At 53.7% G+C, this 23,399-nt stretch carries 17 protein-coding genes; 3 read left to right on the top strand and 14 right to left on the bottom strand.

Annotated features, from left to right (window positions below; translation table 11 throughout):
* Nucleotides 1-14: 14 nt before the first annotated feature.
* The 9 genes from NYE26_RS14595 to NYE26_RS14555 all read right to left on the bottom strand — a co-directional run bounded on the left by NYE26_RS14595 (nucleotide 15) and on the right by NYE26_RS14555 (nucleotide 9,658).
* The gene (locus tag NYE26_RS14595; protein ID WP_339256820.1) at nucleotides 15-1,433 is read right to left on the bottom strand and encodes a DKNYY domain-containing protein; all 1,419 of its coding nucleotides are present in this window, start codon (nucleotides 1,431-1,433) and stop codon (nucleotides 15-17) included.
* Nucleotides 1,434-1,830: 397 nt separating this feature from the next.
* Nucleotides 1,831-2,661, bottom strand: a complete 831-nt coding sequence (locus NYE26_RS14590; protein WP_036727015.1) for a phosphoenolpyruvate hydrolase family protein — start codon at nucleotides 2,659-2,661, stop codon at nucleotides 1,831-1,833.
* 25 nt (nucleotides 2,662-2,686) lie between these two features.
* Nucleotides 2,687-3,904: a Tm-1-like ATP-binding domain-containing protein gene (locus tag NYE26_RS14585; protein WP_339256817.1), complete on the bottom strand. Its 1,218-nt coding sequence runs from the start codon at nucleotides 3,902-3,904 to the stop codon at nucleotides 2,687-2,689.
* Nucleotides 3,905-3,978: 74 nt separating this feature from the next.
* Nucleotides 3,979-5,178 (bottom strand): phosphoenolpyruvate hydrolase family protein, encoded by a 1,200-nt coding sequence (locus tag NYE26_RS14580; RefSeq protein ID WP_339256815.1) that lies wholly within the window; start codon nucleotides 5,176-5,178, stop codon nucleotides 3,979-3,981.
* An 11-nt stretch (nucleotides 5,179-5,189) separates the two neighbouring features.
* Nucleotides 5,190-5,942 (bottom strand): energy-coupling factor transporter transmembrane protein EcfT, encoded by a 753-nt coding sequence (locus tag NYE26_RS14575; RefSeq protein WP_339256813.1) that lies wholly within the window; start codon nucleotides 5,940-5,942, stop codon nucleotides 5,190-5,192.
* 3 nt (nucleotides 5,943-5,945) lie between these two features.
* Nucleotides 5,946-6,794, bottom strand: coding sequence for an ATP-binding cassette domain-containing protein (locus NYE26_RS14570; RefSeq protein WP_339256811.1), 849 nt, complete (start codon nucleotides 6,792-6,794; stop codon nucleotides 5,946-5,948).
* On the bottom strand, nucleotides 6,770-7,612 hold the full coding sequence (locus NYE26_RS14565; RefSeq protein WP_339256809.1) for an energy-coupling factor transporter ATPase: 843 nt from the start codon (nucleotides 7,610-7,612) through the stop codon (nucleotides 6,770-6,772). The genes NYE26_RS14570 and NYE26_RS14565 overlap by 25 nt, the downstream gene beginning before the upstream one ends.
* Nucleotides 7,609-9,099, bottom strand: a complete 1,491-nt coding sequence (locus tag NYE26_RS14560) for an AMP-binding protein (protein WP_339256807.1) — start codon at nucleotides 9,097-9,099, stop codon at nucleotides 7,609-7,611. The genes NYE26_RS14565 and NYE26_RS14560 overlap by 4 nt, the downstream gene beginning before the upstream one ends.
* Before the next feature lie 7 nt (nucleotides 9,100-9,106).
* Complete coding sequence (locus tag NYE26_RS14555; RefSeq protein ID WP_209870832.1) at nucleotides 9,107-9,658, bottom strand: biotin transporter BioY; 552 nt, start codon at nucleotides 9,656-9,658, stop codon at nucleotides 9,107-9,109.
* Between the two features lie 226 nt (nucleotides 9,659-9,884).
* On the opposite strand from NYE26_RS14555, the gene NYE26_RS14550 reads away from it, so the two are divergent.
* From NYE26_RS14550 to NYE26_RS14540, 3 genes are all read left to right on the top strand, one after another.
* Nucleotides 9,885-10,862 (top strand): biotin--[acetyl-CoA-carboxylase] ligase, encoded by a 978-nt coding sequence (locus tag NYE26_RS14550; RefSeq protein WP_339256804.1) that lies wholly within the window; start codon nucleotides 9,885-9,887, stop codon nucleotides 10,860-10,862.
* A gap of 139 nt (nucleotides 10,863-11,001) precedes the next feature.
* On the top strand, nucleotides 11,002-11,661 hold the full coding sequence (locus tag NYE26_RS14545; protein WP_339256802.1) for a TetR/AcrR family transcriptional regulator: 660 nt from the start codon (nucleotides 11,002-11,004) through the stop codon (nucleotides 11,659-11,661).
* A gap of 18 nt (nucleotides 11,662-11,679) precedes the next feature.
* On the top strand, nucleotides 11,680-12,822 hold the full coding sequence (locus NYE26_RS14540; RefSeq protein ID WP_339257483.1) for a choline esterase: 1,143 nt from the start codon (nucleotides 11,680-11,682) through the stop codon (nucleotides 12,820-12,822).
* 183 nt (nucleotides 12,823-13,005) lie between these two features.
* Here NYE26_RS14540 and NYE26_RS14535 read toward each other — a convergent pair whose 3' ends face one another.
* The 5 genes from NYE26_RS14535 to NYE26_RS14515 all read right to left on the bottom strand — a co-directional run bounded on the left by NYE26_RS14535 (nucleotide 13,006) and on the right by NYE26_RS14515 (nucleotide 23,336).
* Entirely contained in the window at nucleotides 13,006-14,718 is a 1,713-nt protein-coding gene (locus NYE26_RS14535; protein ID WP_339256800.1) for a hypothetical protein, read from the bottom strand.
* Between the two features lie 20 nt (nucleotides 14,719-14,738).
* The gene (locus tag NYE26_RS14530; RefSeq protein ID WP_339256798.1) at nucleotides 14,739-17,861 is read right to left on the bottom strand and encodes a family 43 glycosylhydrolase; all 3,123 of its coding nucleotides are present in this window, start codon (nucleotides 17,859-17,861) and stop codon (nucleotides 14,739-14,741) included.
* A gap of 459 nt (nucleotides 17,862-18,320) precedes the next feature.
* The gene (locus NYE26_RS14525; protein WP_339256797.1) at nucleotides 18,321-20,144 is read right to left on the bottom strand and encodes a sensor histidine kinase; all 1,824 of its coding nucleotides are present in this window, start codon (nucleotides 20,142-20,144) and stop codon (nucleotides 18,321-18,323) included.
* Entirely contained in the window at nucleotides 20,141-21,610 is a 1,470-nt protein-coding gene (locus tag NYE26_RS14520) for a response regulator (RefSeq protein WP_339256795.1), read from the bottom strand. The genes NYE26_RS14525 and NYE26_RS14520 overlap by 4 nt, the downstream gene beginning before the upstream one ends.
* Before the next feature lie 103 nt (nucleotides 21,611-21,713).
* The gene (locus NYE26_RS14515; RefSeq protein WP_051478145.1) at nucleotides 21,714-23,336 is read right to left on the bottom strand and encodes an extracellular solute-binding protein; all 1,623 of its coding nucleotides are present in this window, start codon (nucleotides 23,334-23,336) and stop codon (nucleotides 21,714-21,716) included.
* Between the last annotated feature and the right edge of the window lie 63 nt (nucleotides 23,337-23,399).

Genomic DNA, 23,399 nt, shown 5'->3' with positions numbered 1-23,399 from the left:
AGTGTCTTGACCGATCATTTCTTCTTCGTCTTCTTAATCGTATTGTTATCCGTAACTGTATAGATGAATCGGGCGTCTTCTGCACCACCGTCATTGTCTGTCACCCGGAAGGTAACCGCGTCCGCAGCGCGCTGCACGCCTCCTGTCCTGAAGCAGAACACCTTATGATCATCCTTGCCCCAGAATGAATTCAGCATACGGAAGCTTTCCCCGTCTATCCCCTTTACCGTGCGGCGGCCGTTGGCATTGTACAGTCCGTACTTGTCTGCCGCCCAGCTCTCCGGGCCGTGGTCGAACAGATAGACGAAGCTGTCGCGGTCCAGCTTCCTGGCCGGATCTCCCCACTGGTACACCCTCTCCCGGTCAACCGCCCAGCTTCCATTCTCCGATAAGACTGTGAAGCTCTCCGGATCGGCTCCGGGTAGCGGCTCCAGAATATAATCCGGGTGACCGAACGGCTGGAAGGTCCGTCCGAACGCGGCGTGATAGACCTGGCGCTTGTCTTTGGACAGCCCCTGGCTGCCTGCTCCCGTCAATACAGTGAAGCTGGCCGGGTCTGCTCCGGCAACCCGATATCCGTTATAGAAGACGTTCTGCGCATCCCTTCCGAACAGGCCCCCGAGGGCCTCGAAGGTCAGTACGTCCGCTTCCCGGGCCCGCCTCCAGGCACAGTAGACTCCTTGCGCATCTTGTCCATACTCGTCATCCAGCACCTTAAACGTTACCGGATCTGCCCCTCTCACCAGATTGAAGACCTGGTGCGTCCCTGTCCTTCCGGCAGCATCGCTCTCGGAAACGTAGAAGACGGCCCGGTCTGTCTTGAACCAATTTCCCTGAATCTGATTGGCTCCGGCCTCTGGCTTGTCATAGCTGGCATGCCACCAGCCGTACACACTCGGATAAGCATCCATCAGCTGGGAGGCCAGCCCGGATTTGCTGCCGTTGGCATAGGATAAGGATTGATACAGATGCAACACATGGTCCTTGTCCATGCAATAGTCCATATGAGCCACCGCTGTCTCCACATCGATATCCTCCCAGGTATGAAACCGGTCAACGTTCTTCACATACAGACGGTGCTTGTCTTTAGCGAAATACGGTGAGCCCTCCAGAAGCTTAAAGGTCTCAGGGTCTGCTCCCGGGATCTGCTTGTCCTCCAAATAGACATGCAGCGTATCCAGTCCATAGTCATTATCCAGAACTCGGAAGGCACTGGTGTCCCCGCTGACTAAGGTGACTTTATTCTTACGTCCGTCAAACCACCATACCCCCCGGACATCCTGCAGATACCCGAATGGTAGCCAGCCGCGATGAAAGGCATGAATGACCGCGAAGCCCTCACTGGTAATGCCGCCCTTAAGCAGCAGAGCGTCTCCTGCTTCCTGCTTCAGCAGAACATGTACATCTTTGGTTATGAACAAACTATTGGTCATATATCATCCACTCCTTATCCTTTCGTTTTGACTATCATACAACAGTAGTCCCTTCTATAATTAACCACATCCATTCTACATATGGTGTGGATCGCATTGTTGCACATTTTGCAGGATTTCTCTAAAAATGTTATGGGTTACGCTACATTGTTGCATTATTTGCAGGAATTCCGGTGTTTATTGCAACTTAACGCTGACTTTGTTGCATTTCATGCAGGATTTAAGCGTAAGGGGCTTCTATTGGCCAGCATTGTTGTATATTTTGCAGGATTTCTCTAAAATGTTACGGACTACGGAGCATGGAGATGGCTCCCTCACACACACCTTCTCCGCAGAAAATAAAAAAAGACCACAACCGGCGGAAGCCGGGCTGTGGTCACTGATTCTATCCTCTTGCTTATTGCCCAATCGCTTTGAACGACTCGGTCTGGCGGGTAATTCCCTGCTCTGCGGCGAAGCGCTCGATGCTTGAAGCGCCGAAGAATCCATGGATGCCCTTCGTCCGCTGAATGACATAAGCCGCATCCTCCGGCTCGGCAATCGGGCCGCCGTGGCAGATAATCATAATCTCCGGGTTGACGGCCCGTCCGGCTTCGATAATTGCTTCAATACGCTCCACACAATCGTCCAGGGTCAACGCGGTTACAGCACCAATCGTGCCCTTGGTGGTGAGGCCCATGTGGGCGACCAGAATATCTGCACCCGCCTCTGCCATGGCCCGTGCCTGTTCAGGGTCGAACACATACGGGGTCGTCAGCATATCCAGCTCATGGGCGATGCGGATCATTTCAACCTCCAGGCCGTAGCCCATCCCGGTCTCCTCCAGATTCTGGCGGAAGACGCCATCGATCAGACCCACGGTAGGGAAATTCTGCACACCGCTGAAGCCCTGCTCCTTCAGCTGCTTCAGGAATACCTCCATCACCCGGAACGGGTCGGTGCCGCATACCCCTGCCAGAACGGGCGTATCCTTGACGACAGGCAGCACCTCCGAGCCCATCTCCACTACAATCTGATTGGCGTCCCCATACGACAGCAAGCCTGCCAGTGAACCGCGTCCTGCCATTCTGTAACGCCCGGAATTGTACACAATCAGCATATCCGCTCCGCCTGCCTCACTGCTCTTGGCGGTAATCCCCGTGCCTGCCCCGACACCGAGGAGAATCTTGCCCGCCTTCACCTCTTGCTTGAATCTGTCCATAATCTCAGCTCTGGTCTGCTTATTCATTAGTAGCTCCTCCTTATTGTGGGATTCAGACCTTCGCGGCCTGCATGAGATCAATCAGCTTCTGGGCTGCTGCCCCGGCAAAGGCCGGATCGTTGATCGCCTCGTCCATTTCAATCAATTCAACCCTTGAGCGGTCCACCTGCCGGCGCAGGGTATCGAACAGCATCCGGTCCTCTTCAGGGCCGTAGAAGGGCTGACCCTCCACATCAATCGCCGAAATACCGCCAAGCGGCAGCATAAGCACTGTACTCTCCGTTGCCATATTGAGCTTCTCGGCGAGCTTCCTGCCGAGCTGTTCATTCTCTTCCACGGTCGTCCGCATCAGGGTGACTGTAGGATTATGATGATAGAATTTGCGATCCTTGAACTTCTCCGGTACGGTATCCGCCGGGCCGAAGTTGCACATGTCCAGGGCCCCCACCGAGACGACCTGCGGAATGCGGTTGCGGCCTGCGGCCTCCAGGCGGTGCGGTCCTGCGTTCAAGACGCCGCCGATCAGTTCATCTGCCCATTCGGTGGTGGTTAAGTCCAGCACCCCTTCAATGAAGCCCGCTTCGATCAGCGCCTCCATCGATTGTCCGCCGATTCCGGTAGCATGGAATACCAGTACCTCGTAGCCGCGCTCCTCCAGATATTTGCGCGCTTCAGTCACACAAGGTGTGGTCACTCCGAACATGGTGGCTGCGACCAGCGGCTTTTTCTCCGGTTCATAGTCTGCTTCGAACATGAGCATGCCCGCGATGGCAAACATCGCATTGCTGAATATTCTCGTCGAGATCGAATTGAGGCCTGAGACATCCACGACAGACGGAATCATCATAATATCGCTGGTCCCGACATAGGGGGCGGTATTTCCGGAGGCAACCGTGGATACCAGCACCTTCGGTACGCCGATCGGCAAGGCTCTCATGGCAGGGGCAACCAGTGAAGTTCCGCCGGTGCCCCCGAAGGATATGATGCCGTCAAATTTGCCCTCCTGGTATAACCGGGGAACAAGCTTCTCCAGCCCCTTGGACAAGAACTCTGTAGCTAACGCCCGGTCCTTCTTCGCGGCAAGCTCGTCCAGCTCCACACCTGCGGCGGATGCGACCTCCCGGTTAGACACATCGGGTTGAAAGGCTGGCTCGAATACACCGGTATGGATCATCAGGGCTCTGAGGCCCAGCTCCTCTGCAAGCTGCTTGATGTACAGATACTCCTCACCCTTCGTATCAAACGTTCCAGCTATGGCGATCGTCTTCATTCTGTGGCCTCCTCGTATACGAATCATAGATTCATCATACCGGGCATTTTTATGGATGAAAACGCTTTTATGTTCTATGTTTTTGTGTTTAGGTTAGATTTGTACTGCTTGGGCGAGCTGCCCATCAGCTTTTTGAACATTCTGCTGAACTGGGCATAGTCGGGGTAGCCGACCATTGCGGACACCTCGGATAATTGCAGATGCGGGGCCTGGAGCAGGATGGCAGCCTTTTGCATACGGAAGCCGACCAGATAGTTCTGGAAGCTGCACCCTACCTCCTTTTTAAACAAGCTGCTCAGATAACTGCGTGACACATGCGCCACCTTGGCCAGATCCGCGAACACTACTTCCTCGCTGTAGTTCTGGGCGACATACTCTTTGACGAATTCTACGTAATCGTAATGCCGGGTGATGCCGCTGAGCATCTTAACCATGAGATCATCCTCATCCAGCTTGCCCAGGCGCTTGAAATCGCGGGTTATGGCTGTAATCGACTGCTCGGAGGGAATCCGTTCAAAGGCAGAGCCGCCAATGTAGCCCATAATCTGCGTGTTGCTGCTGTACATATACTGGACGTCAACCGGAGTCTTAACCGGACCGCCGTAGATCATCTTAATGACTTCAGGCTTAACCTCTCCGCAGGCAGTGAGAATACGCAGCGCCTTCGTCTTGGCAGCTTCCAGAGAGACCACCTTCCGTGCCCCCAGCAATCCGCCTTCAGTCAGGCCGAGATGTACACAGATCACATCTGCCCCCGCTTCAGCCATCTGGACCGCCTGGGCTTCGTCGAAGACGAAGGCCACCGTGAACAGCTCCTGCTGATGAGCCAGACGTATAGCCTCAACCTCCCTGTCATAGCTGATACCGTCCTCCTCCAGTGCCTCTCTGAACACCCCGTCGATCAGGCCGACCGTCGGATAATTATTCACTCCCGCGAAGCCTCTGGCCTTAATCTCTTCTATATACAGGGACATTTCTCTCGTCGGATCATTCGCATTCAGCCCGAACAGCACCGGAGTGTCTCTAACCAGCGGTACAATCTCCTTCGAGGCAAAATCCATCACCATTTCATTACTGTTGCAGAAGGGCAGGAACCCCGCCAGCGAGCTTCTCCCCATCTGCCGGAACTTGCCGGAGTTCAGCATTAGAATGAAGTCTGCTCCGCTGTCAGCGGCAACCTTGGCTGTAATTCCCGTACCTGTCGAGACACCAATAATATGGTTGCCTTCGCGCAGCTCTGACTGAAGCCGCTCCAGTATGGCTGTTCTGTTCAAGCTCTATCTCCTCATCTCTCCAGCAGAATTCCCAGCAGAACATACGCAAGCATGATCCCGCCGGCTGCATAATCCATCCGTGCATATTTCAGCACCCGATAGGAAGTCCGTCCCTTCCCGTTCCCGTAAGCCCTTGCCTCAATCGTCATCGCCAGCTGCTCCGCCCGCGCAAGGGTGGTGACGAGCAGCGGAATCACTAATTGGATGTAAGCCTGTATCCGGTTAAGGCCTTTGGTATCCTTGATATCATACCCTCTGGCCTGTTGTGCTACAAGAATGCGGTCCAGCTCCTGGGTAATGGTGGGGATAAAACGAATAGCCAGCATGACCGTCAAGGCCAGCGATTCTACCGGAACGCCCAGACGGGATAACGGCTTGCACAGCTGTTCCAGACCTTTGGCCAGATCGAGCGGTTTCGTCGTTAATGTCAGGATGAGAGCAAGCGAGACCAGGAGCAGAATCCGCCAGAGTGCGAAGAGCTCATTCCTGAGTCCTTCCTGGTTGAACAGGAGATGATAGAGCATTGGCAGCAGCAGGATGAATAGAATCGGCCGCAATGCCCGTAAGAGCATTCGAAACGGAACTCTGGACAAGAGGAGCTGTCCTCCCGCCAGAACTGTCGCAGCAATGTATCCGGTAATAGCCTGGAGATGCATACTGCCAATTGTGAAGGCTACAAGGATGAGCAGCTTGGTTCGCGGATCAAGCCGGTGGATGACAGAGTCTGAGGGGACATACTGCCCGAGTACAATTTTATCCGTCATCGCTCAGAGACCCTTTGCCTGCCAGATAGCATTCACCATTCGGAAAATCTCCGCTTCCCTGCAGCTTGCAGGCTGGTGCTTCTCTCCAGAACATTCCTCGATGATTCTCAAAAGCTGAATCGGTTCCGGTACAGGCAGACCCGCTTGCTCCATGCACTCCGCAAGCTTAAGGAACAGTTCGTTGACCTCCCAATGTCCTAACAACCGGCCCTGCGCCATAACCATCACCTCATCCGAGTATTCGGCAACATCCTCCAGCTGATGCGACAGGAACAGCACGGTCCGCTTGTTCTCCTCCTGCCACTTTTTTAGCCTTCTGAGCAAGTCGTTCTTGTTCCCGGGATCAAGTCCTGCGGTCGGTTCATCCAGAATAAGCAGCTCCGGCCCGGCCATCAGCACAGAAGCGATAGCCACCAGCCGCTTAAGTCCGCCACTTAGCTGTAAGGGATGCTGCTGAAGCAGCGCTGCGGGTAAGCCCAACTGCTCCATAACCTGCCGGATCGCTTGCTCCACGTTCGACCGGGATTCGCCCTTCATGGTAAGCGCAAAAGCCAGCTCCTGATTCACCGTTGCCGCAAATAGCTGCTGCTCCGGATACTGAAAGACATAGCCGATGTGCGGAACAGCTTTCAGCCTGCCTTGCGGATCGCTTGGCAACGGCTGCTGACGGTACGTATATTCGCCATTAGAGATCGGCAGCAGACCCTTGAATACTTTGGCGAGCGTGGATTTGCCGGCCCCTGACTTTCCGATAACCGAAATCCATTTGCCCTCCTGAAGCGTGCAGCTTACCGACTCAAGAATGTCCCGCCCGTTCATCTTCACACTTACATCCTGCAATGCGTAGACCATAAGGTTCTGATCGTCTCCTTCCATTCTGCTTGCAGCGGAGCGTCCAGCCCGAGCGCCTGAAATAATCTTACGGCAAAAGGAGGCGCAAGCTGATGCTCCGTCATGCTTACACTGCTGAACAAGCCGGAGGGCGTCCCGTCAAAAGCCAGCTCTCCCCGGCTAAGCAGCAGCACACGGTCAGAAGGCAGTATCTCATCCATATGATGGGTAATGTGGATGATCGTCTGCCCTTGCCGGTGAAGCGCATGCATCACCTGAAGAAGGTCCTGCCTGCCCTGCGAATCAAGCATGGAGGTGGCTTCATCCAGGATTAGGATGGAGGGCTCCATTGCCAGAACGGCCGCCACAGCAACCCGCTGCTTCTGCCCGCCCGACAGCTGATGTGGAGCAGCGTCCATATAGTCTTCCATATGAACGGCTTGCAGTGCACGGGTTGCCCGGCTGAGCATTGCGGTTCTCGGGACTCGCAGATTCTCCAGCCCGAAGACCACCTCATCCAGCACGGAAGCCGTAATGAACTGATCGTCAGGATTCTGGAAGACCAGTCCGGCCTGCTCGCGGATGCTTACGAGATTCTGGCGCTTCGAGGTACTCAGCGCTCCCAGCCTCACCTCTCCGGCTCTTGGCAGCAGCAATCCGTTCATTAGCTTGGCGATGGTGGATTTGCCGCTGCCATTCGCGCCGATGATGGCAACGAATTCGCCTTGGCGTATGTCAAAGCTGAGCTGACGGAGAACCGGCTGCCCTCTCCGGTAAGCAAAATCGACCTGGTCAAAAACGAGTATGGGCGAAACTTCTTCCTGCACGGCCTTCTTCATGTCAACCCCTCTACCGCGCGGCTCTTCATGAGCTGGCGGGCGATTTTGCCGGAACCAGTGTAGCTGAATCCCTCTACGTTAAACAACTTCTTAGGCAGCTTGTAGCTGGCCAGATAGGGGCGGCAATACTTCCTGATCTCATCGAGCGTAAGCCGTTCCTGACCCTGCCACTGTATCAGTAACGTTACCTGCTCCCCCCAACGTTCATCCGGTATGCCGAACACCATCGCCTCCCGGATATTCGGATGGCGAAGCAGCACCGCTTCCACTTCTTCCGGGAACACCTTGAGCCCCCCGCTCTTGATCATACTGCCCGCGCGTCCGGCCAGGCGCAGATGCATCTGCCGGTCCTGATATACGTAATCCCCTGTGCGCAGCCAGCCGTCCCGGAATACCCGCGCCGTCTCTTCCGGCAGGAGATGATATCCGGAGAAGATCATATCGCTGCGGATGTATAGCTCCCCCACTGTGCCTTGAGGAACCCCGCGGAACTGTTCATCGCAGATCAATAGCTCTACACCACTGAACGGCTGGCCCAGAGAGTCCTGCGGCTCCGCTCCAGTAAGCTCCAGATAGCTGATGTAGCTGGCTTCAGAGGAGCCGTAATACTCATAGAGCCTAACCCCGTTGAACCTCTCGCGGCACTTAGGTATAGAAGACACAGGCCACTTGCCGCCGGAGCTAATCAAGGCCTGGATGGACACCTCGGCGTTGCTTGACTCCGCTTGGCGCAATAACGCCTCGGTCATGGCGGGCACAACGAACAGAATCATATCCGGTACGCGGCAGCACAGGGTGAGCACGCGCTCTGCATCGAATTCCGGAAGGAGATGGAACGTGGCTCTGCTGTACAGGGATTGCAGCAGGGCGAACAGCGACAGCGAATGCACGAACGGCCCGGGCGCAAGCACATGCTGCATCCGGTTCAGGCTGAACGCCTTCACTGTAGCCTCCAAGCTGCTGAACCACGACTGATGGGTCCGCATATACCCCTTCGGGATACCTGTGGTGCCAGAGGTATACCCTATGAACAGCAATTCAGGGCTATCTGCGGCTTCAGCCTCCGGCCCGAAGCCTGCTACCCAAGCCTCATAGCTGCCGGAGACCTGTTTCCTGCCGAAATATAGCTGGGGAATTCCGCTGTAACGACCAGTCAGATCAGCTGCGAAGCATACTTCACTTACAATTAGCCCGGGATCGCATTGCCGGATGACCTGCTCCAGCTCTGCTAGAGACCATTTCGGGTCCAGCAGCACGGGAGTGCAGCCTGCATAGATAGCACCCAGGACAAATTCGGCGAATTCCATGCGGTTACCGGAGAGAAGCGCAACGGTCTGATTCGTGTGTCCGCCCTGCCGCAGACCGCTGGCAACCTGTTGAACCCGCTTCGTGAGCTGCTCATAGGTACAGTCTTCGTGTCCATCTGAAATTGCAATACGGTGAGGGACGAGTGCGACACGTTCCAGAATGTGTTCTGCCAGATTCACCGGAATCTCACGCCCCCCTCTTCTCCTCAACCGGACTGAACGCCCGGAGCTGCATGGTGATGACAGCGGCCAGCAGAGCCTTGATTAGATCTCCAGGCAGAAAAGCCGCAGACCCGGCAAGTCCGGTCCAGAGCGGAGTATTCGTAATCCAGGCCATGGTCGAAGCGCCGATTAGATTAACGAGCAGAACGCCAAAGATCAGATTAACGGCGAACAGCTTCCAGGCCCGGAGCTTCGGCCAGACCGCTTCAGCGAACCAGCCGATCAGCCCGGCGGCCAGCGGCCAGCTGAACAGATAGCCTGCTGTCGGTCCAACGAGTATGGCCAGCCCGCCGCGTCCGCCTGGTAATACCGGTAAGCCTAAAGCGATAAGGATAAGAAAAATGATCAGGCTGAGTGCACCTGTCCGCCAGCCCAGAAAACAGCCGGCCAGCATGACGCCAAGCGTCTGGGCAGTGACAGGTACAGGAATAATGCCTAGCGATACGGGCGGAACCAAGCCCAGCACCGCGATAAGCGCGGCGAATAAGGCCGCATAGACCAACTCTTTGATTCTCAATTCAATAACCTCCACAAGATAAGATACAGGAATTGGGCGGCCTTCCGGTCAAGGAGTCCAGCCAACAAGCTGAATTATAGTGGAGGACGCCTCCATTGTAAACCATAAATTATTAATAGGTTCACAATGATGATGTGAGTATACCTGATTTTTCTAATGATCCTAAGCATGTTAATATATTTAAAGAGATGAGATCGGAACGTTAGACTTGTGGAGGGTTATAGGCATGACAGTTAAAGAACATATCCTGGCCTTACTGGATAGCAATAAGGGTGAATACTTCTCCGGCGAGGACATCGCCGGGCGGTTATCCGTGACGCGCAGCGCAGTGTGGAAGGCCATCAAAGCGCTGCAGAGTGACGGCTATTCCATTCAGGCCGTCACCAATAAGGGATACTCCCTGTCCCCGCAGACGGACATTCTGTCCGCCGCAGCGGTCGCCAAATACCTGGATGCCAGGGGGCAAACGCTGCGGCTTGAAGTTTTCAAGAGCGTGGCTTCCACGAACGAGCTGGTGAAGGCGCTGGCTTCCGGCGGTGAAGCGGAAGGCAAAGTCATCCTCTCGGAGGAGCAGACTGCCGGGCGGGGCCGGAAAGGCCGGCCTTTCTTTTCCCCTGCGGGGACGGGCATCTATATGAGCATTCTGCTGCGACCCCGGCTGTCGGCGGCAGATGCTACGCTTCTGACTACCTCTGCTGCCGTTGCGGTCGCTCTGGCGATCGAGAGTGTGTCCGGCCTCAGCACGCAGATCAAATGGGTGAATGACGTATTCATGAACGGTAAAAAGGTGTGCGGAATCCTCACCGAGGCTTCCCTGTCCCTGGAGAATGAGTGGCTGGATTATGCCGTACTCGGGATCGGGATCAATGTGGCGCTGCCCGCAGCGGGCTTCCCCGCCGGACTGTCTGAGATTGCAACCTCTATCTATCAGGCCGGCAATCCCGAAGGGGATTTGCGGAACCGGCTTACAGCCGAAGTGCTGAACCGCTTCATGGGCTATTATGAGCAGCTTAAGGAACGGCTGTTTCTGCCCGAATACCGGCAGCGCATGATGTCGCTGGGTGAGACGGTCATGGTTGTTAAGGAGCATCAAGAGCAAGCGGCAACCGCCGTTGATATCGACAACGACTGCCGCCTGAAGGTCCGGTATCCGAATGGCGGTGAGGAATATCTGTCGAGCGGCGAGGTTCGGATTCTGCTCTAACGCCAAAAACCACAATTCGCGAGAGTTACTTGCGGGTTGTGGTTTTTTTGTGCCGTTGTTCCGGCTCGGATATTTGACATGTGAATTGATTATCGATATAGTGTGAATGAGTTCACACCACGTATTAAAGGAGGAAACGATGCCAAAAAATACGTTCTTTCGATTGGATGAAGCCAGGCGCGAGGAAATATCGAACAGGGCTATGCAGCTTTTTGTGGATCATCTTTACGAGGATATATCAATGAAGATGGTTCTGGATAGCTTGTCTATGCACCCCGGAACCTTCTACCGGTATTTTGAAGACAAAGATGACCTGTATTGTCACTTAATACGTAATGTAACCCGGAAAAGAGCTGCGTATTTTAATAACAGTACTGAAGATTCCCTGTTCCGGTCTTTCCTTACCGGCTTATTTGGTAACGTGAGTGGTACGGTGACCGAGCCGCTGAATGAGCTTGAAATCAAACTGACTGAGACTTTTTTATACATTCCCGAGGATATTTTACTTAAAGTATATATGAATGTGCTAAAGGGCGAGTCCTTCCCCTTGATTAAGGACATTATACGGCGGCTGAGGGTTGACGGATATCTCCGGCCTGATATTGACGATGACCTGATTTCATTTATGTTTGAATCTATGCAGTTTAATTTAGTCATGTTTTATAGGGAATTCGGGATTAAGGATTCTCAGATGCAGCATAAGCTTAGCAAATACTTTGCTGACTTTATGGGTCATGGTCTGCTTGAAGATCATAAATATTCCGAGCTGGTTAGCGATATTAAAAAAGCAAAGGAGTAGAAGTGTATGAACAAGCATATGAGAACTTACGAGGTTTTTCCTGCACCTGTTGGCAGCTATACGGTTGGCCGGACTCAGATGGATCTGGAGTACACGGCTTCGGACCATTCCACAAGAGAACTGACAGCGTTCGTATTCTATCCGTCTGACAGCAGCGAAGGTAAAGCTACATCAGCATACATGTTTCCTGAAGTCTACGGGATGTTAAAGGATCAGCCGCTCGTCACCGGGTATGTTACGAGCGATTTTTTCTCCATAGAGTTCAAGACCCGGTGTTACGAAGAACTTGCTCTCTCCGCGAAGGAGCAGCGCTATCCGGTGTTATTCTATGTTTGCGGCGGGGGCGGCTCTCCGGAATGGGGCACAGTGCTCTGTACAGACTTGGCCAGTATGGGATATGTTGTGGTAAGCATCGGCCATCCGAATAGCACGATGTACAAGCGTACAGACGGGCGTCTGTTTAATGTATCCAAGGACTTCTCCGATGCTATCATAGCGTTGTCTGAAGATCCGGAGATGCTGGCGCTGGCTGGTAAGATGGAGATGCGGCCTGACGATGAAGCTGCCGTTCAGATGTGCCGTAGCGTGCTTGCACTCCCGGTACTTGCCAAGTTAACAGAGTTTAGTGAGTTACAGGCAGAAGATGTGCGTTTTGTAGCCGATGTTCTGTACAAGCTGGACACTGGAGAGCTGGATTCTATCTTTAAAGGCAGACTGCTTGTTGACACCGGCATGGGCATCGTCGGACATTCTTATGGTGGGCTTACGACGGCGATGGTCTGCCGGGACGACGACCGGTTTACCTGCGGGATTGGCTTGGATAGCGGTGCATTCGGTCTCCTCGATAGCGATCTTAATACGCCCTTCCTGCTGCTGTATCGTGAACCCAACTACAACATGAATGCGGTCATTGGCGCTAACAATAGCAGAGAAACCTATTATTTCTCTGTTGACCGGGTTGCGCATTTAGATTATTGTGACATCGTGTTTACTGGTATTAATGAGGACCTTAGAGGCGAACGGGATGCGATGGAGATGCGAAATCTGGTTACAGACTATACGAAGACCTTTTTGGATCATTACCTCCGGCAGAAGGCGGCAAGTGTGGAAAGTCTGGCTTACGATGGCGTGGACTTGGTCAGGAAGACCAATAATAAGTGAGCCTTACAGTTTCAATTTTCACCGGCAACAGAGAAATATCTACCCGGCGCCGAAGTCCATATTCTGTCTAAAACGCCAAAAAACCGCACCCCGCAAGCAATGTCTGCGCGGTGCGGTTTTTCAATTGCGGCTTATCTATGGCTTATGCTTTAATTACGGCTTATGAATGCTCCAGTGCTAAAATCACTTGCTCCCCTGCGCCTGCTGGGTAGGCCCGTAATTCGCCGCTCCGGTGAAGTGAACATCTTCCGGGGTGGGATACACTTTCGGGATGCGCAGATCCCGCTGATATAGTCTCAAATGCTCTCCCCGGGGAGAGATATCCACGACATCACAGCCTCTCCAGGATACCTTGTATTCCTCACCGCGCACGATCTCCTTCACAGTCAGCGTTTCCATTGGATGCTCCAGTTCCAGAGTGTCGCCTGCTCCAACATTGCGGATAACAAGCATAATCCCTTCCCTCTCAGGTGTGCAAAAGGCTCCGTTAATCTTCATGCTGGGGTTCTGACCCATCCAGTCATAGACCCTTACCGCAACATCGCATGGCTGCTTGGCTGTAATGGACATATAGCCCCGGTCGGGATAGCTCATGGTGACGGCAGCCTCGTCCGTCTCTTTATCCACCGGCATGTTGACGAATACCGTTCCATTCTGGAATTCCACCGCCCGGTTCCATACAATTTCCAGGGCTACCGGAGCCATGCCGACACAACAGCCCGCAATCGAGCGGAACTTGGATAATGACATGGAATTGACGAGCGAGCCTCCGGTGAAGCCCCCGATCATTCTTTTATCAATCTCCCTGTAGGTTATGCCTGCTTCGTCAGGCCGGGTGTTGTCTGTGACTACGTAGGAAGATACCTTAAGCTGATTCTCCACCAGCTGGTTCCGCGCAAACAAGGTCATATCTTCCCAATATTCCTCATACCCGGCCAGAATCAGCTCATTCGCACATTCGATCATATCCTTGATGCAGCAGGTCTCGCAATGCTCCTCATGCGGCGGATGCCACTGGGCATATTCCGGCACCCAGCCGAAGGAGGAGGACAGGCTGCGGATATAATCATAGATTCCTTTACCTGCGGTAATATACCGCTCCTTGCCTGTTACCCGGCCCAGACGTACCAGCCCGGAGGCCACCCAGCCTGCCGAATGGACATGGCCGAAGAATTCCATCCTGTAATTGAAATATCGCGAAGGTCCGAGCAGATGGTTAGCAATGCCCGTTGCCAGATCAAGCGCGGCCTCATCTCCGGCAATTTCATATCTGCGCACCAGAGAATGCAGGACAATGGCATTGCGGATCGCCTGCTCCCCCCGCCCGGTATGCCTGGACAGCTCGAAGCCGCCGTCCTTCAGGTACACATCATTGGGGAATTCGTACAGCGGCTCCTGCTCCTCATAATCCCCCGACCAGAACGTTCGAACCTTCCGCTCGATCACCAGGGAGCGCATTCCCCTCACCAGCCCGGCCGCTCTGCTCTCCGCCTCCTCATCCCCGGGATCATTCTCCAGCATCCGGTTCAGCGCGGGAAGAATATAGCCCATTTCATGAAAAGAACTATGATTCGTATGCGTCCACGGATAAGGCTCATGAAAGCGGAGGCCGTGCTCCCCCCAGGACTTCATGAGATGACGGTAAAAGGATTGCTGCACCGCAGCGCCTTCCTCTGTCTTCAGCATTTTGCGTACCGCATCGATGGCCTCATACCAAGAGCCGACCAGCTCCGCATCGTCCACCCGGCAATGGGCAGCCTCGGCAGGCTTCTTATGCGGCAGTATCAGCCAGTAGGGCAGATTGTCTTCCTGCTCATCCACCATAGAGGTCAGATACCCCAGAACGAGCTTGGCGTTGTGTAACGGCGTGAACTTTTCGTAGACCTGACTTGACATGTTGTCTATCCCTCCGCTGGTTAATCTCCGGTAACCCTAACCTTGAAATCGTCGAAGTCGATGGACGCATTCGCGTAGCCGTCAACACCGAACAGTTGTCCGGTCAGAGTGCTGCCGCCAGTGTGGCGGAAGGCGAAATCCGTAGCAGCCGGAACAGATTCATTATTGATATATACGCTGTACGTTTTGGCATCCCAGTTCGCAACCATTTTGATGGCGTACCATGTGCCCAGCGAGAAGTCTCTCACCTTGACCTTGTTGGAACCGCCATTTTGCACAAGGATTTTACCGGAATCGAACGCTGTAACCATCGAATAGTTGCTTGTACCGCTATCATTTCTTACCATGGCGCCGTTGGCATACTGGAAGCTGCTGTTTAACCGGACGCGGTACTCTATGACAATGCGCTGATTCCCCGCAGCACTAACCTCCCCAAGATAAGGCAGGAACAGGTTGGCTTTGCCTGATACCGCGGTCGTGGTCAGCCGCAGAAATTTGTTGCCGGCTTCTTCCTGGACTACAGCCGTAGCGCCATTCGTCAAATCCTGCGCAGTAATGCCGTAAGGATATTTGCCTGCTGTATCGCCGGAGAAATCCCGGTACGCCTTATAAGTTATGCCGTTCTGCGTGGTATTCAGCGAATTCAGCAGGGCGGCTTCCGCATTAGCCAGCGCATTCAGTTCTGCATTGAACTGCGCCTCCGTCAGCTCCGCATTGCCGGCCAGCGTCTCCGCTTGATCCACAGCGGCAACGAAGTCCGCATACTTGGCTGCACTATAATTGCCTGCCCCGTTTCCAAGCGGATAAGAGTTATTTGCCAGCTTGCTGCGCAGCTGACTTACGATCTCATCCAGACCATAACCAGGTACAACCTCTACAGAGATAGTGGAGGAGAACTCCTGGCCGCTGATCTTGAGCGTCACAGGAATCTGAACCGTGCCAATGGTGCTGAAGTCCAGTCCTGCCGTCTCGCTGCCGGTCACCTGGGCCTGAACCGTCTGGTTGTGGTAGACGGCATTTACAACGCCCGGAAGCACGGGAACCACGCCTGAAGGTGTCTTCACTGTTGAAGTGACCTGAACGGCATCGGAAGCGGCGATGACTGTTATACGGTGAGTGGTTTGCTTGCCCCCGTATGAGGCAATAATTAGCGCCGTGCCCGGTTGAACGGCATTTACCGTATGGGTAGCCGGGTCGATGACTGCCACGCCTGGATTGCTGCTGGTGTACTGCGCACTTCCTGTTACATCCTGAACTTCATAATTGTTGTAATATGTTGTTGCCCGCAACGGTGAGCTGATCTGGCCGCTGATCAGCACAGGCTCCGGCCCAGTGAGCGCCAAGGACTGTACTGTTTTCGGTTCAGCCTTGACGTTAACTGCAACGGCAGCAGTTTTGCCGTTATAGGTGGCGGTAATCGTTGCACTTCCTGCCCCGGCGGCCTTCACCTGATTCCCTGCTTGAATCACGGCTACGTTCGTATCGGACGAGGTCAGGACCACACCTGCCGTGACAGCAGCATAGGTAGTTCCTGTTACTGTATAAAGGGGCAGACTGCGGGTCTCGTTAAGACCAAGCGTATATCCGGGAGTCCCGAACAGCAGCTCCGATGTATTCAGCCGGGATAGATCCAGGCTGTCGATGTCGGCCAGATTATTCCCCTTGGTGAAGCGGAGAACGTTGTCTCCCTGCTGAAGATAGATTTTCGCCGTGGAGGCTCCCCAGCGGTTCGCGCCGGAATAGACAATATTCATCGACGCTCCGGGCCCGCCGTTGACCGACAGGATATGGGAGGCATCCCCCGCATTCGCCGAGCCGTTGCTGTTGCGCACGGACATCACATAGAAGCCCGCTTCCGGCACGTTGACGTTGAACTGGGCGTAGTCGTAGGCGTTCGCGAGGTTGGTAATTTTCATCCCGCCGGAGGCGGAGCTTTCGCGCCGGACCGCTGGGGATGAAGTGCCAGCGGGATCTTTTACAAGCAGAGCTTCTTCAGCTTGATAACGAATCCGGGCTGGCTCGCCTGATGGGATTGCTATCGGACTGTTCGGATTAACGGGCTCTCCGAGGTTCGGCGTATTATCTGCGTTCCAGGAGAACTTCTGTGCTCGGACATTGCGTGTCCAGCCTGAGCCCGGCCAGCGGGCGGAATGGTAGATGATCCAGTCCTCGCTGCCGTCCGGTGAGGTCACGATACTGTGATGGCCCGGGCCATAGATACCGTTCGCGCTGGAGAAGATCGGCTGATTACGCTTGGTCCAGGAAGCGGGATTCATCAGATCGGCACTGGTGCTGGCGGTGATCAAGCCGAGACTATAGCTGTCTGTCCAGCTCCCATTGGCGGAGTAGACCAGATTGATCTTGTTCCCCTTGATAGTAATCTGAGGGCCTTCATTAATCCGGCCGGGTGAGGTCTCCCAGTCATACTCCGGTGTGGACAGGAGCACTCGCTGCGAGCTGATCGTCCACGGATTGCTCATTCTGGCGATATACAGATTCTGAAAGCTGCCATCGGTGTCCTCCCAGCCGGACCAGATGAAGTAGTGCTGGTCACCGATCGTCAGCACAGTGCCGTCAATCGCCCAGCGGTCCGTGGCATCGGTAATCTTGCCTTTGAAGGTCCAGCTTCCGGTCATCGGATCTGCATTCGCATTCTCCATCACATACATACGGTGGTTAGCGTTGGTTCCGTTATCGGCTGCAACGTAGATATACCATTTGTACTGGCCGTCCGTGTCTTTGAGATAATGCATCTCCGGCGCCCACACGTTGGAGCTGTACATGGTTCCCTTAACTGGCGACCAAGCCAGACTCCGCTCGCCTGCTTCAATACCGGTAATCGTCTTCGACCTGCGGACCATCACTCCACTGGCATTAACAAAGGTGTTGTAATAATAGCCGTCCGTGTGCTTGTATACCCAGGGATCGGCCCCGGTCTGCATGATGACATTGTAGAAATTCGTCACATTCGTTCCTCCTTGTGCAGCCACTACCGGCTCTGGTAGAGACGTCCCCGACTCTTCCGCCGCAGCTCTCCCTCCCCACTGAGGTAGCATGAGCAGGACCGCGAGGCTGAGCAGCAGAGCTTTGACGCTTGTTCTGGACCACTTCTGTTCTTTCCGGGCAAAATTAACCGCTTTCATTTTTTCATCTCCTTCTCGTTCGAATGATGACTCCGGCTAGCGTACTCATAATACCCTCCAGGGCCGCTTAAAAAAATGGACTATCTTAAATTGTTTTTGTAACCGTTTTAGTAGAAAATAATTTCAGTGCGTCAACGAGCCAGGTCAGTAACCAAACAATCGGATAAACGCAGCTTAATTTCTCGACTTCTGGCGATTGCAGGGGAACAAGTGGAAAAAGAGCAACTGCTGCTCACGGATTCAGGTACTTTAAGTAAATAGCGCTTGAGTAAGTGTTGTTTATCCACCTGCTGCGCTCAGGTGGGCCGTATCTCCATCAGCAGGTGGACTAAATCCAACTGTTCCCCCTCCAACCTTAATCATCACTCTTCCCTTCCCGCCTGAATCATCCTGAAGCCTGCCCTCCCCCATGTAGCCAAACAGGGCACCTCCCGCTAAACGGAGGTACCCTGTCCAAACTCATATACTATTAACTCCTCCCGGCAGCTTCGGGATTTTCACGTTCACGGTTGTCCCGTAGCCCAATCGGCTGTCAACGGTAAGTCCGTAGCCTTCTCCGAACAGATGGCGGAGCCGGTTATGAATATTCAACAGCCCGATGCCCTGCGCCGATTGCCCGGTCAGGGCAAGCTCCTTATGCTCCAGGCCAAGCTTGGCCTGAAGGGCGGCCAGTTCCTCCGGCTCCATTCCCCTACCGGTATCCGTAATACAGAAGCACACATCTCCGCGCGCATCCAGGCTCCCGGTAATCTGAAGGCTTCCACCCTGATCCATCCGTTCCAGCCCGTGATAGACCGAATTCTCCACAATGGGCTGGAGGATCATCTTAGGGGTCTGCAGCTCCAGCAAGCTCTCCTCCACATCGAGCGACAAGGAGAATTTATTCTCGTAGCGGATCAGGATGATCTTCATGTAAGCTTGTATGCAGTCTACCTCTTCACGGATCTGCACAAGATCATCCTTCTTGATGCTATAGCGGAAGATCTTGGACATGCAGTACGTAATTTGCGCAATCTCCCGGCTTCCATACTCCAGTCCGATGCTGCTGATACAATTCAGCGTATTATACAGGAAGTGGGGATTAATCTGGCTCTGCAGGGCAGAGAACTCCGCCTGCTTCTGGCTCAGCTCGGATTCGTATAGTCTGGCCTGGGTATTGAACATCTCCCGCGTCATTTCGTCCATCTCATCCATCATCCGGTTAATATCCTGGGCCAGCAGGCCCACCTCGTTGGTGAACCGGACTTTGATCCGGAAGCCTCTGTCCCGCCCTGCCACCTTCTTCATATCCATGACCAATCCCATCAGGGGACGCATCAGATTGTGTAAGAAGAAGCTGCCTGTAATAATCATACTCACAATAATACCAAGGCCGACCATAATGCTAACCTTCCGCATGGGAATCATGTCGGCCGTCAGTTCCTGCACCGGGATCATACTGACCACACGCCACCCGTCAGCCTGCTCCAGCCCCTTAACCTGAACGAGAACCTCCTTGCCGCCGATCGTTGCTTTTACCCCGTTAAGCAATTGGTTCTTGTCCATAGACAGCACATCTTTGATCACATTGCCCCGCGCATAGGAATTGGTGGAGGCAACCACCTCGTCCCGGTTATTCAGAATATACAAGGTGGAGTTCTGCGTTAATTCCGTATTCGCGACCAGTCCCTGCATTTTGTCCATATTGACCATCACCATGCAGTAACCCGTAATCTGTGAGAAATGGACGCCGCCGATCGACTCCACAATGGGAGCAATATAGAAGAACTGATCTGTCCCTGTCCGGTCATCCTTCAGAATGGCGGTGAACTTCCCCTTCTGCCGAAGCGCAGGATCGTTCTTGTACGGGCGGATAAAGGTCTCATACAGGTTAATATAAAAAATATCACCGCTTGCAGAATCCTCGCTGGAGAGGCGTCTTCCCTGGAGGTCATTGATCATGATGCCGTTCACATACGAATTGAAGGACCGCATATATTCCATCAGATCCAGGGCATAGGGAGCGCTGTCGAACGCCCTTTTGTAATCATCATCGGCGATGGTGAATTCCTGAATCAGCTTGCTGTTGACCGCAAAGCCGGTGCTGATCCGGATATCATTGAACACCGAATCAATCTTGCGGCGGGTCTGCTCAATCATCTTGTTGCTGTAGGTGACCGCCCGCTTCTGTGTCAGATTCGAGAAGCTGTAGAAGAAGTAGAACTCCATGACCATGAAGATCAGGATGGAGCACACGATGAACAGCCATAGCTGATGCTTCAATTTCACCTTGCCGGTCTTCATGGCCTGTTGCTCCGTTCACTTTCCCTTTTTCTGAATTTGGCGGGCGTCATCCCGCAGTGCTTCTTGAACACCTTATTGAAATAATAGTAATCTACATAACCGGACTGGATGGCAATGCTCTCAATAGACAGGTCTGTCTGCTGCAAAAGCCCGCGGGCTTTCCTGATCCTCAGCTCAGCCACGTATTCAGAGAAGGTTTTGCCCAGATTCTTCTTGAACAATTGACAGCAATACACCTGATTGATGAAAAATTGGACCGACAGCTCCTTCAAATACAGCTTCTGCTCATAATTCCGGTCGATATAGGCGACCATCCGGTTGAAGCAGGAGAGAATATCCCCTTCCTGCAAAGCACGGCTATTCCCTTGCCGGAGCACGGTAAGAACGTCATGCAGGAAGCTGCACAGCGACTCCAGATTCTCGAACCGCTCCTTCAGCTCGGCATAATTCAGGAACTCCAGCTCCATGTCTCTGAGTTCTTCCGAATAAGCGCTCGTCAGAAGTCCGACGGCCTGATTCCATAAGTAGACCACCTCAATCATTCCCAGCTCATGAAGCCTGAAGTATTCCTGCAAGCCCAGGATGTATGTCTCGATGCTGTCATATTGATTACCATGAACTATAGAGTGCAGCTCATCTATACAGGGCTTCACCAGAGGCAGCTTGGGATTATAATAGTGAAATGCGCCGGAAGCATCATCCACGAATACCCGGGAGGCCGCCAGCTCTGCTTCCTTGATCAGCTTGCTGATCTGCTTAAGCCCGCTGCCGATGCTGCTGATCCCCACCACAGGAAGCCCTGGACTGCCTGCGGCCGCAGGCCATTCATCCGTGATTCCTTCCAGCTCACTCTCCTGCTCTGTGATCAGAACCGCCAGCAGGGTGCTTGCTCCGTTCTCTACCTCCAGCACATGAACCGGCTGCCCGTCCAGCTTCAGCAATTCGCCGAGCTCCGGCCGGTCTGCCTCATAATGGACAGCAAGCACCCGGCAGCCGCCTGCACTCATGCCGGCAGGAAGGCAGCGCCTGATCTCATCTTCATCTGCCGAGGTAAGCGTATCCAATAGAAGATGATTGCGCGCCGCACTTCGCCGGGAGAAGTGCAGGGCGAGCTTCGCCAGGAACGTATCGGTCATATCCACATCCAGCGGCTTCAGGAAGTAATCCAAAGCCCCGTAGCGCAGCGCTTCCTGGGCGTATTCAAATTCCGCATACCCGCTTATAATGACGAATTCCGAGTCTATGCCTTGCGCTTTGGCCCGCTTCATCAGATCGAGCCCGGAAATCTCCGGCATCCGGATATCCGTGACCACCAGATCCGGCTCCTGCAAGGCGATGGCTTCCCACGCCTGATATGCACTTGTGAACTGTCCCGAGATTTCAAAGCCATACTGCTCCCAGTCAAAGGCATTGCTGATCCCTCTAATCGCCCACGACTCATCATCTACAATAATGACCTTGTACATGGATATCCTCCTGAGACTGTGGATTCTTCTGATGTGGTTACACAAAGGAAATGCGGATAAACCAGGCCAATGAACAGCCGGTGGTTTATCCGTATTTCAGGTGTTACTTCTTATTCGCTGTGACTTCCCTGTAGTTCTTCACATTCTCTTCCTGAACCGCTTTACCGCCGGCATCCATGTATTCTTTGACCAGCTTATCGTACAAGGCGTCGAATTCGGACTCCTTGGCCACGATCAACCGGTCAATCATCTGCTTGTTCATATCGCCCAGCGTCTTGCCGTATTTGATGTTGGATTCGTTCGGTACCCCGTAATAGAAGGATGAATAGCCGTCTGTTGTGTTAATTTTGTACGATTCCATAGCGAGTTCCTCATATTGCTTATCCCCGGAGGCCAGGGCTGCGGCATAGGTTTTGACGTTCTTTTCGGTGTCACCCAGCTCAGCGCCGTTAACAATCATCGTATAATCCATGTTCAAATTACTCATCTGCATTTTCTCGCCGGTCTGTGATATCCCTTGCGGAATGCCGTCTTTCAGCGTATGGTGAACGCCTTCTTCACCGAACTGCAGGAAGAACATCACCTCCGGGTCCGCCATCCAGTTCAGATATTTGACCGCCAGCTCCGCGTTTTTGCTGCTTTTAGGAATGAAGGAGAAGATTCCGTTCTCATTATATACCTCTTTGAGGTATTTGCCTTCGGCATTTTTGAAGGTATCCACCGGAACATAGTGGGCATCCGGCGAGTTTTGCTTCAGTGGTTCACGGATTTTCTGGGTCATCGGATAATCCCAGTTGGCGGCATAGAAGCCGACCTTGCCGTTGGTGACATCGGCATCCGCTTGCTTGGTGGTTTTGTCCAGGGCAAAATCGGGGCTGATCAGCTTCTCATTATACAGCTTATTCAGCCATTTGTAGGCATCTTTGTTGCCCGGCTTCAGCCAGTTCGGCGTGGTGACGAATTCCTCCTCTGACATCTGGCCCCAGAAGGATTGAACGAGGTTGCCGAAGGTGTAGTTCATGCCGGCTGCCGCCGTTGCCCAGGGAATGACGCCGTTCACGTTGCCCGGGTTCTTGTCGCGGAAGGCCACCAGCGTATTGTATAACTCATCTCTATTGGTCGGAAGCGGCATCCCGAGCTTGTCGAGCCAATCCTTACGGATGAACATCCCGTTCCAGGCCAGCAGGGTGCGCTTGCCCGGGATGGATACCTGCTTGTCGTTATATTTGCCGTAAGCGAGAACGTTCTCCCCGAGATAAGCCTTTAATTGCTGGCCGTGGCTCTCCAGCAGCTCGTCGAGCGTGTAGAGGCCGTCACTTTTGGCAAAGCGGGTCACCAGTGTCCCGTCATAGGTGAACGAGATGTCCGGAGCCTGGCCCGCAGCCATTAATACGTTCAGCTTATCAACCTCCTGGGACCGGGGAACCGGTACATATTCCACAATGGCGTTATTCGGCTTGCCGAAATGCTCATTCACATATTTCGTCCAGAAATTATTATTCAGATCCGGCTGGCCCTGAACCCCTCTGTCGAACACCTCCACCGTCAGCTTTGCAGGAGGATCAGAAGGAGATTTTGCTGCATTAGACGACTCCGGCGCGGCTGTCTCTTTGCTCTCTTTATCATTGCCGCCGCAGCCCGCTGCAACGCCGGCCAGCAGCACGGTGCTGCACAGAACGGCCGATATTTTCTTAATGCCTGTCTTCACGGTATACCACCCTTTCATCTCTTATCATGATAGTAATCCAGATTATAGCTTTCTTGCCCAGGCAGCTTCAACTTCCCCCAG

This window comes from Paenibacillus sp. FSL P2-0136, from assembly GCF_037975325.1.
Lineage (GTDB): Bacteria > Bacillota > Bacilli > Paenibacillales > Paenibacillaceae > Paenibacillus_AQ > Paenibacillus_AQ silagei.
Note: the sequence above shows the minus strand (reverse complement) of the source record. Positions and strands in the feature narration are given on the sequence as shown.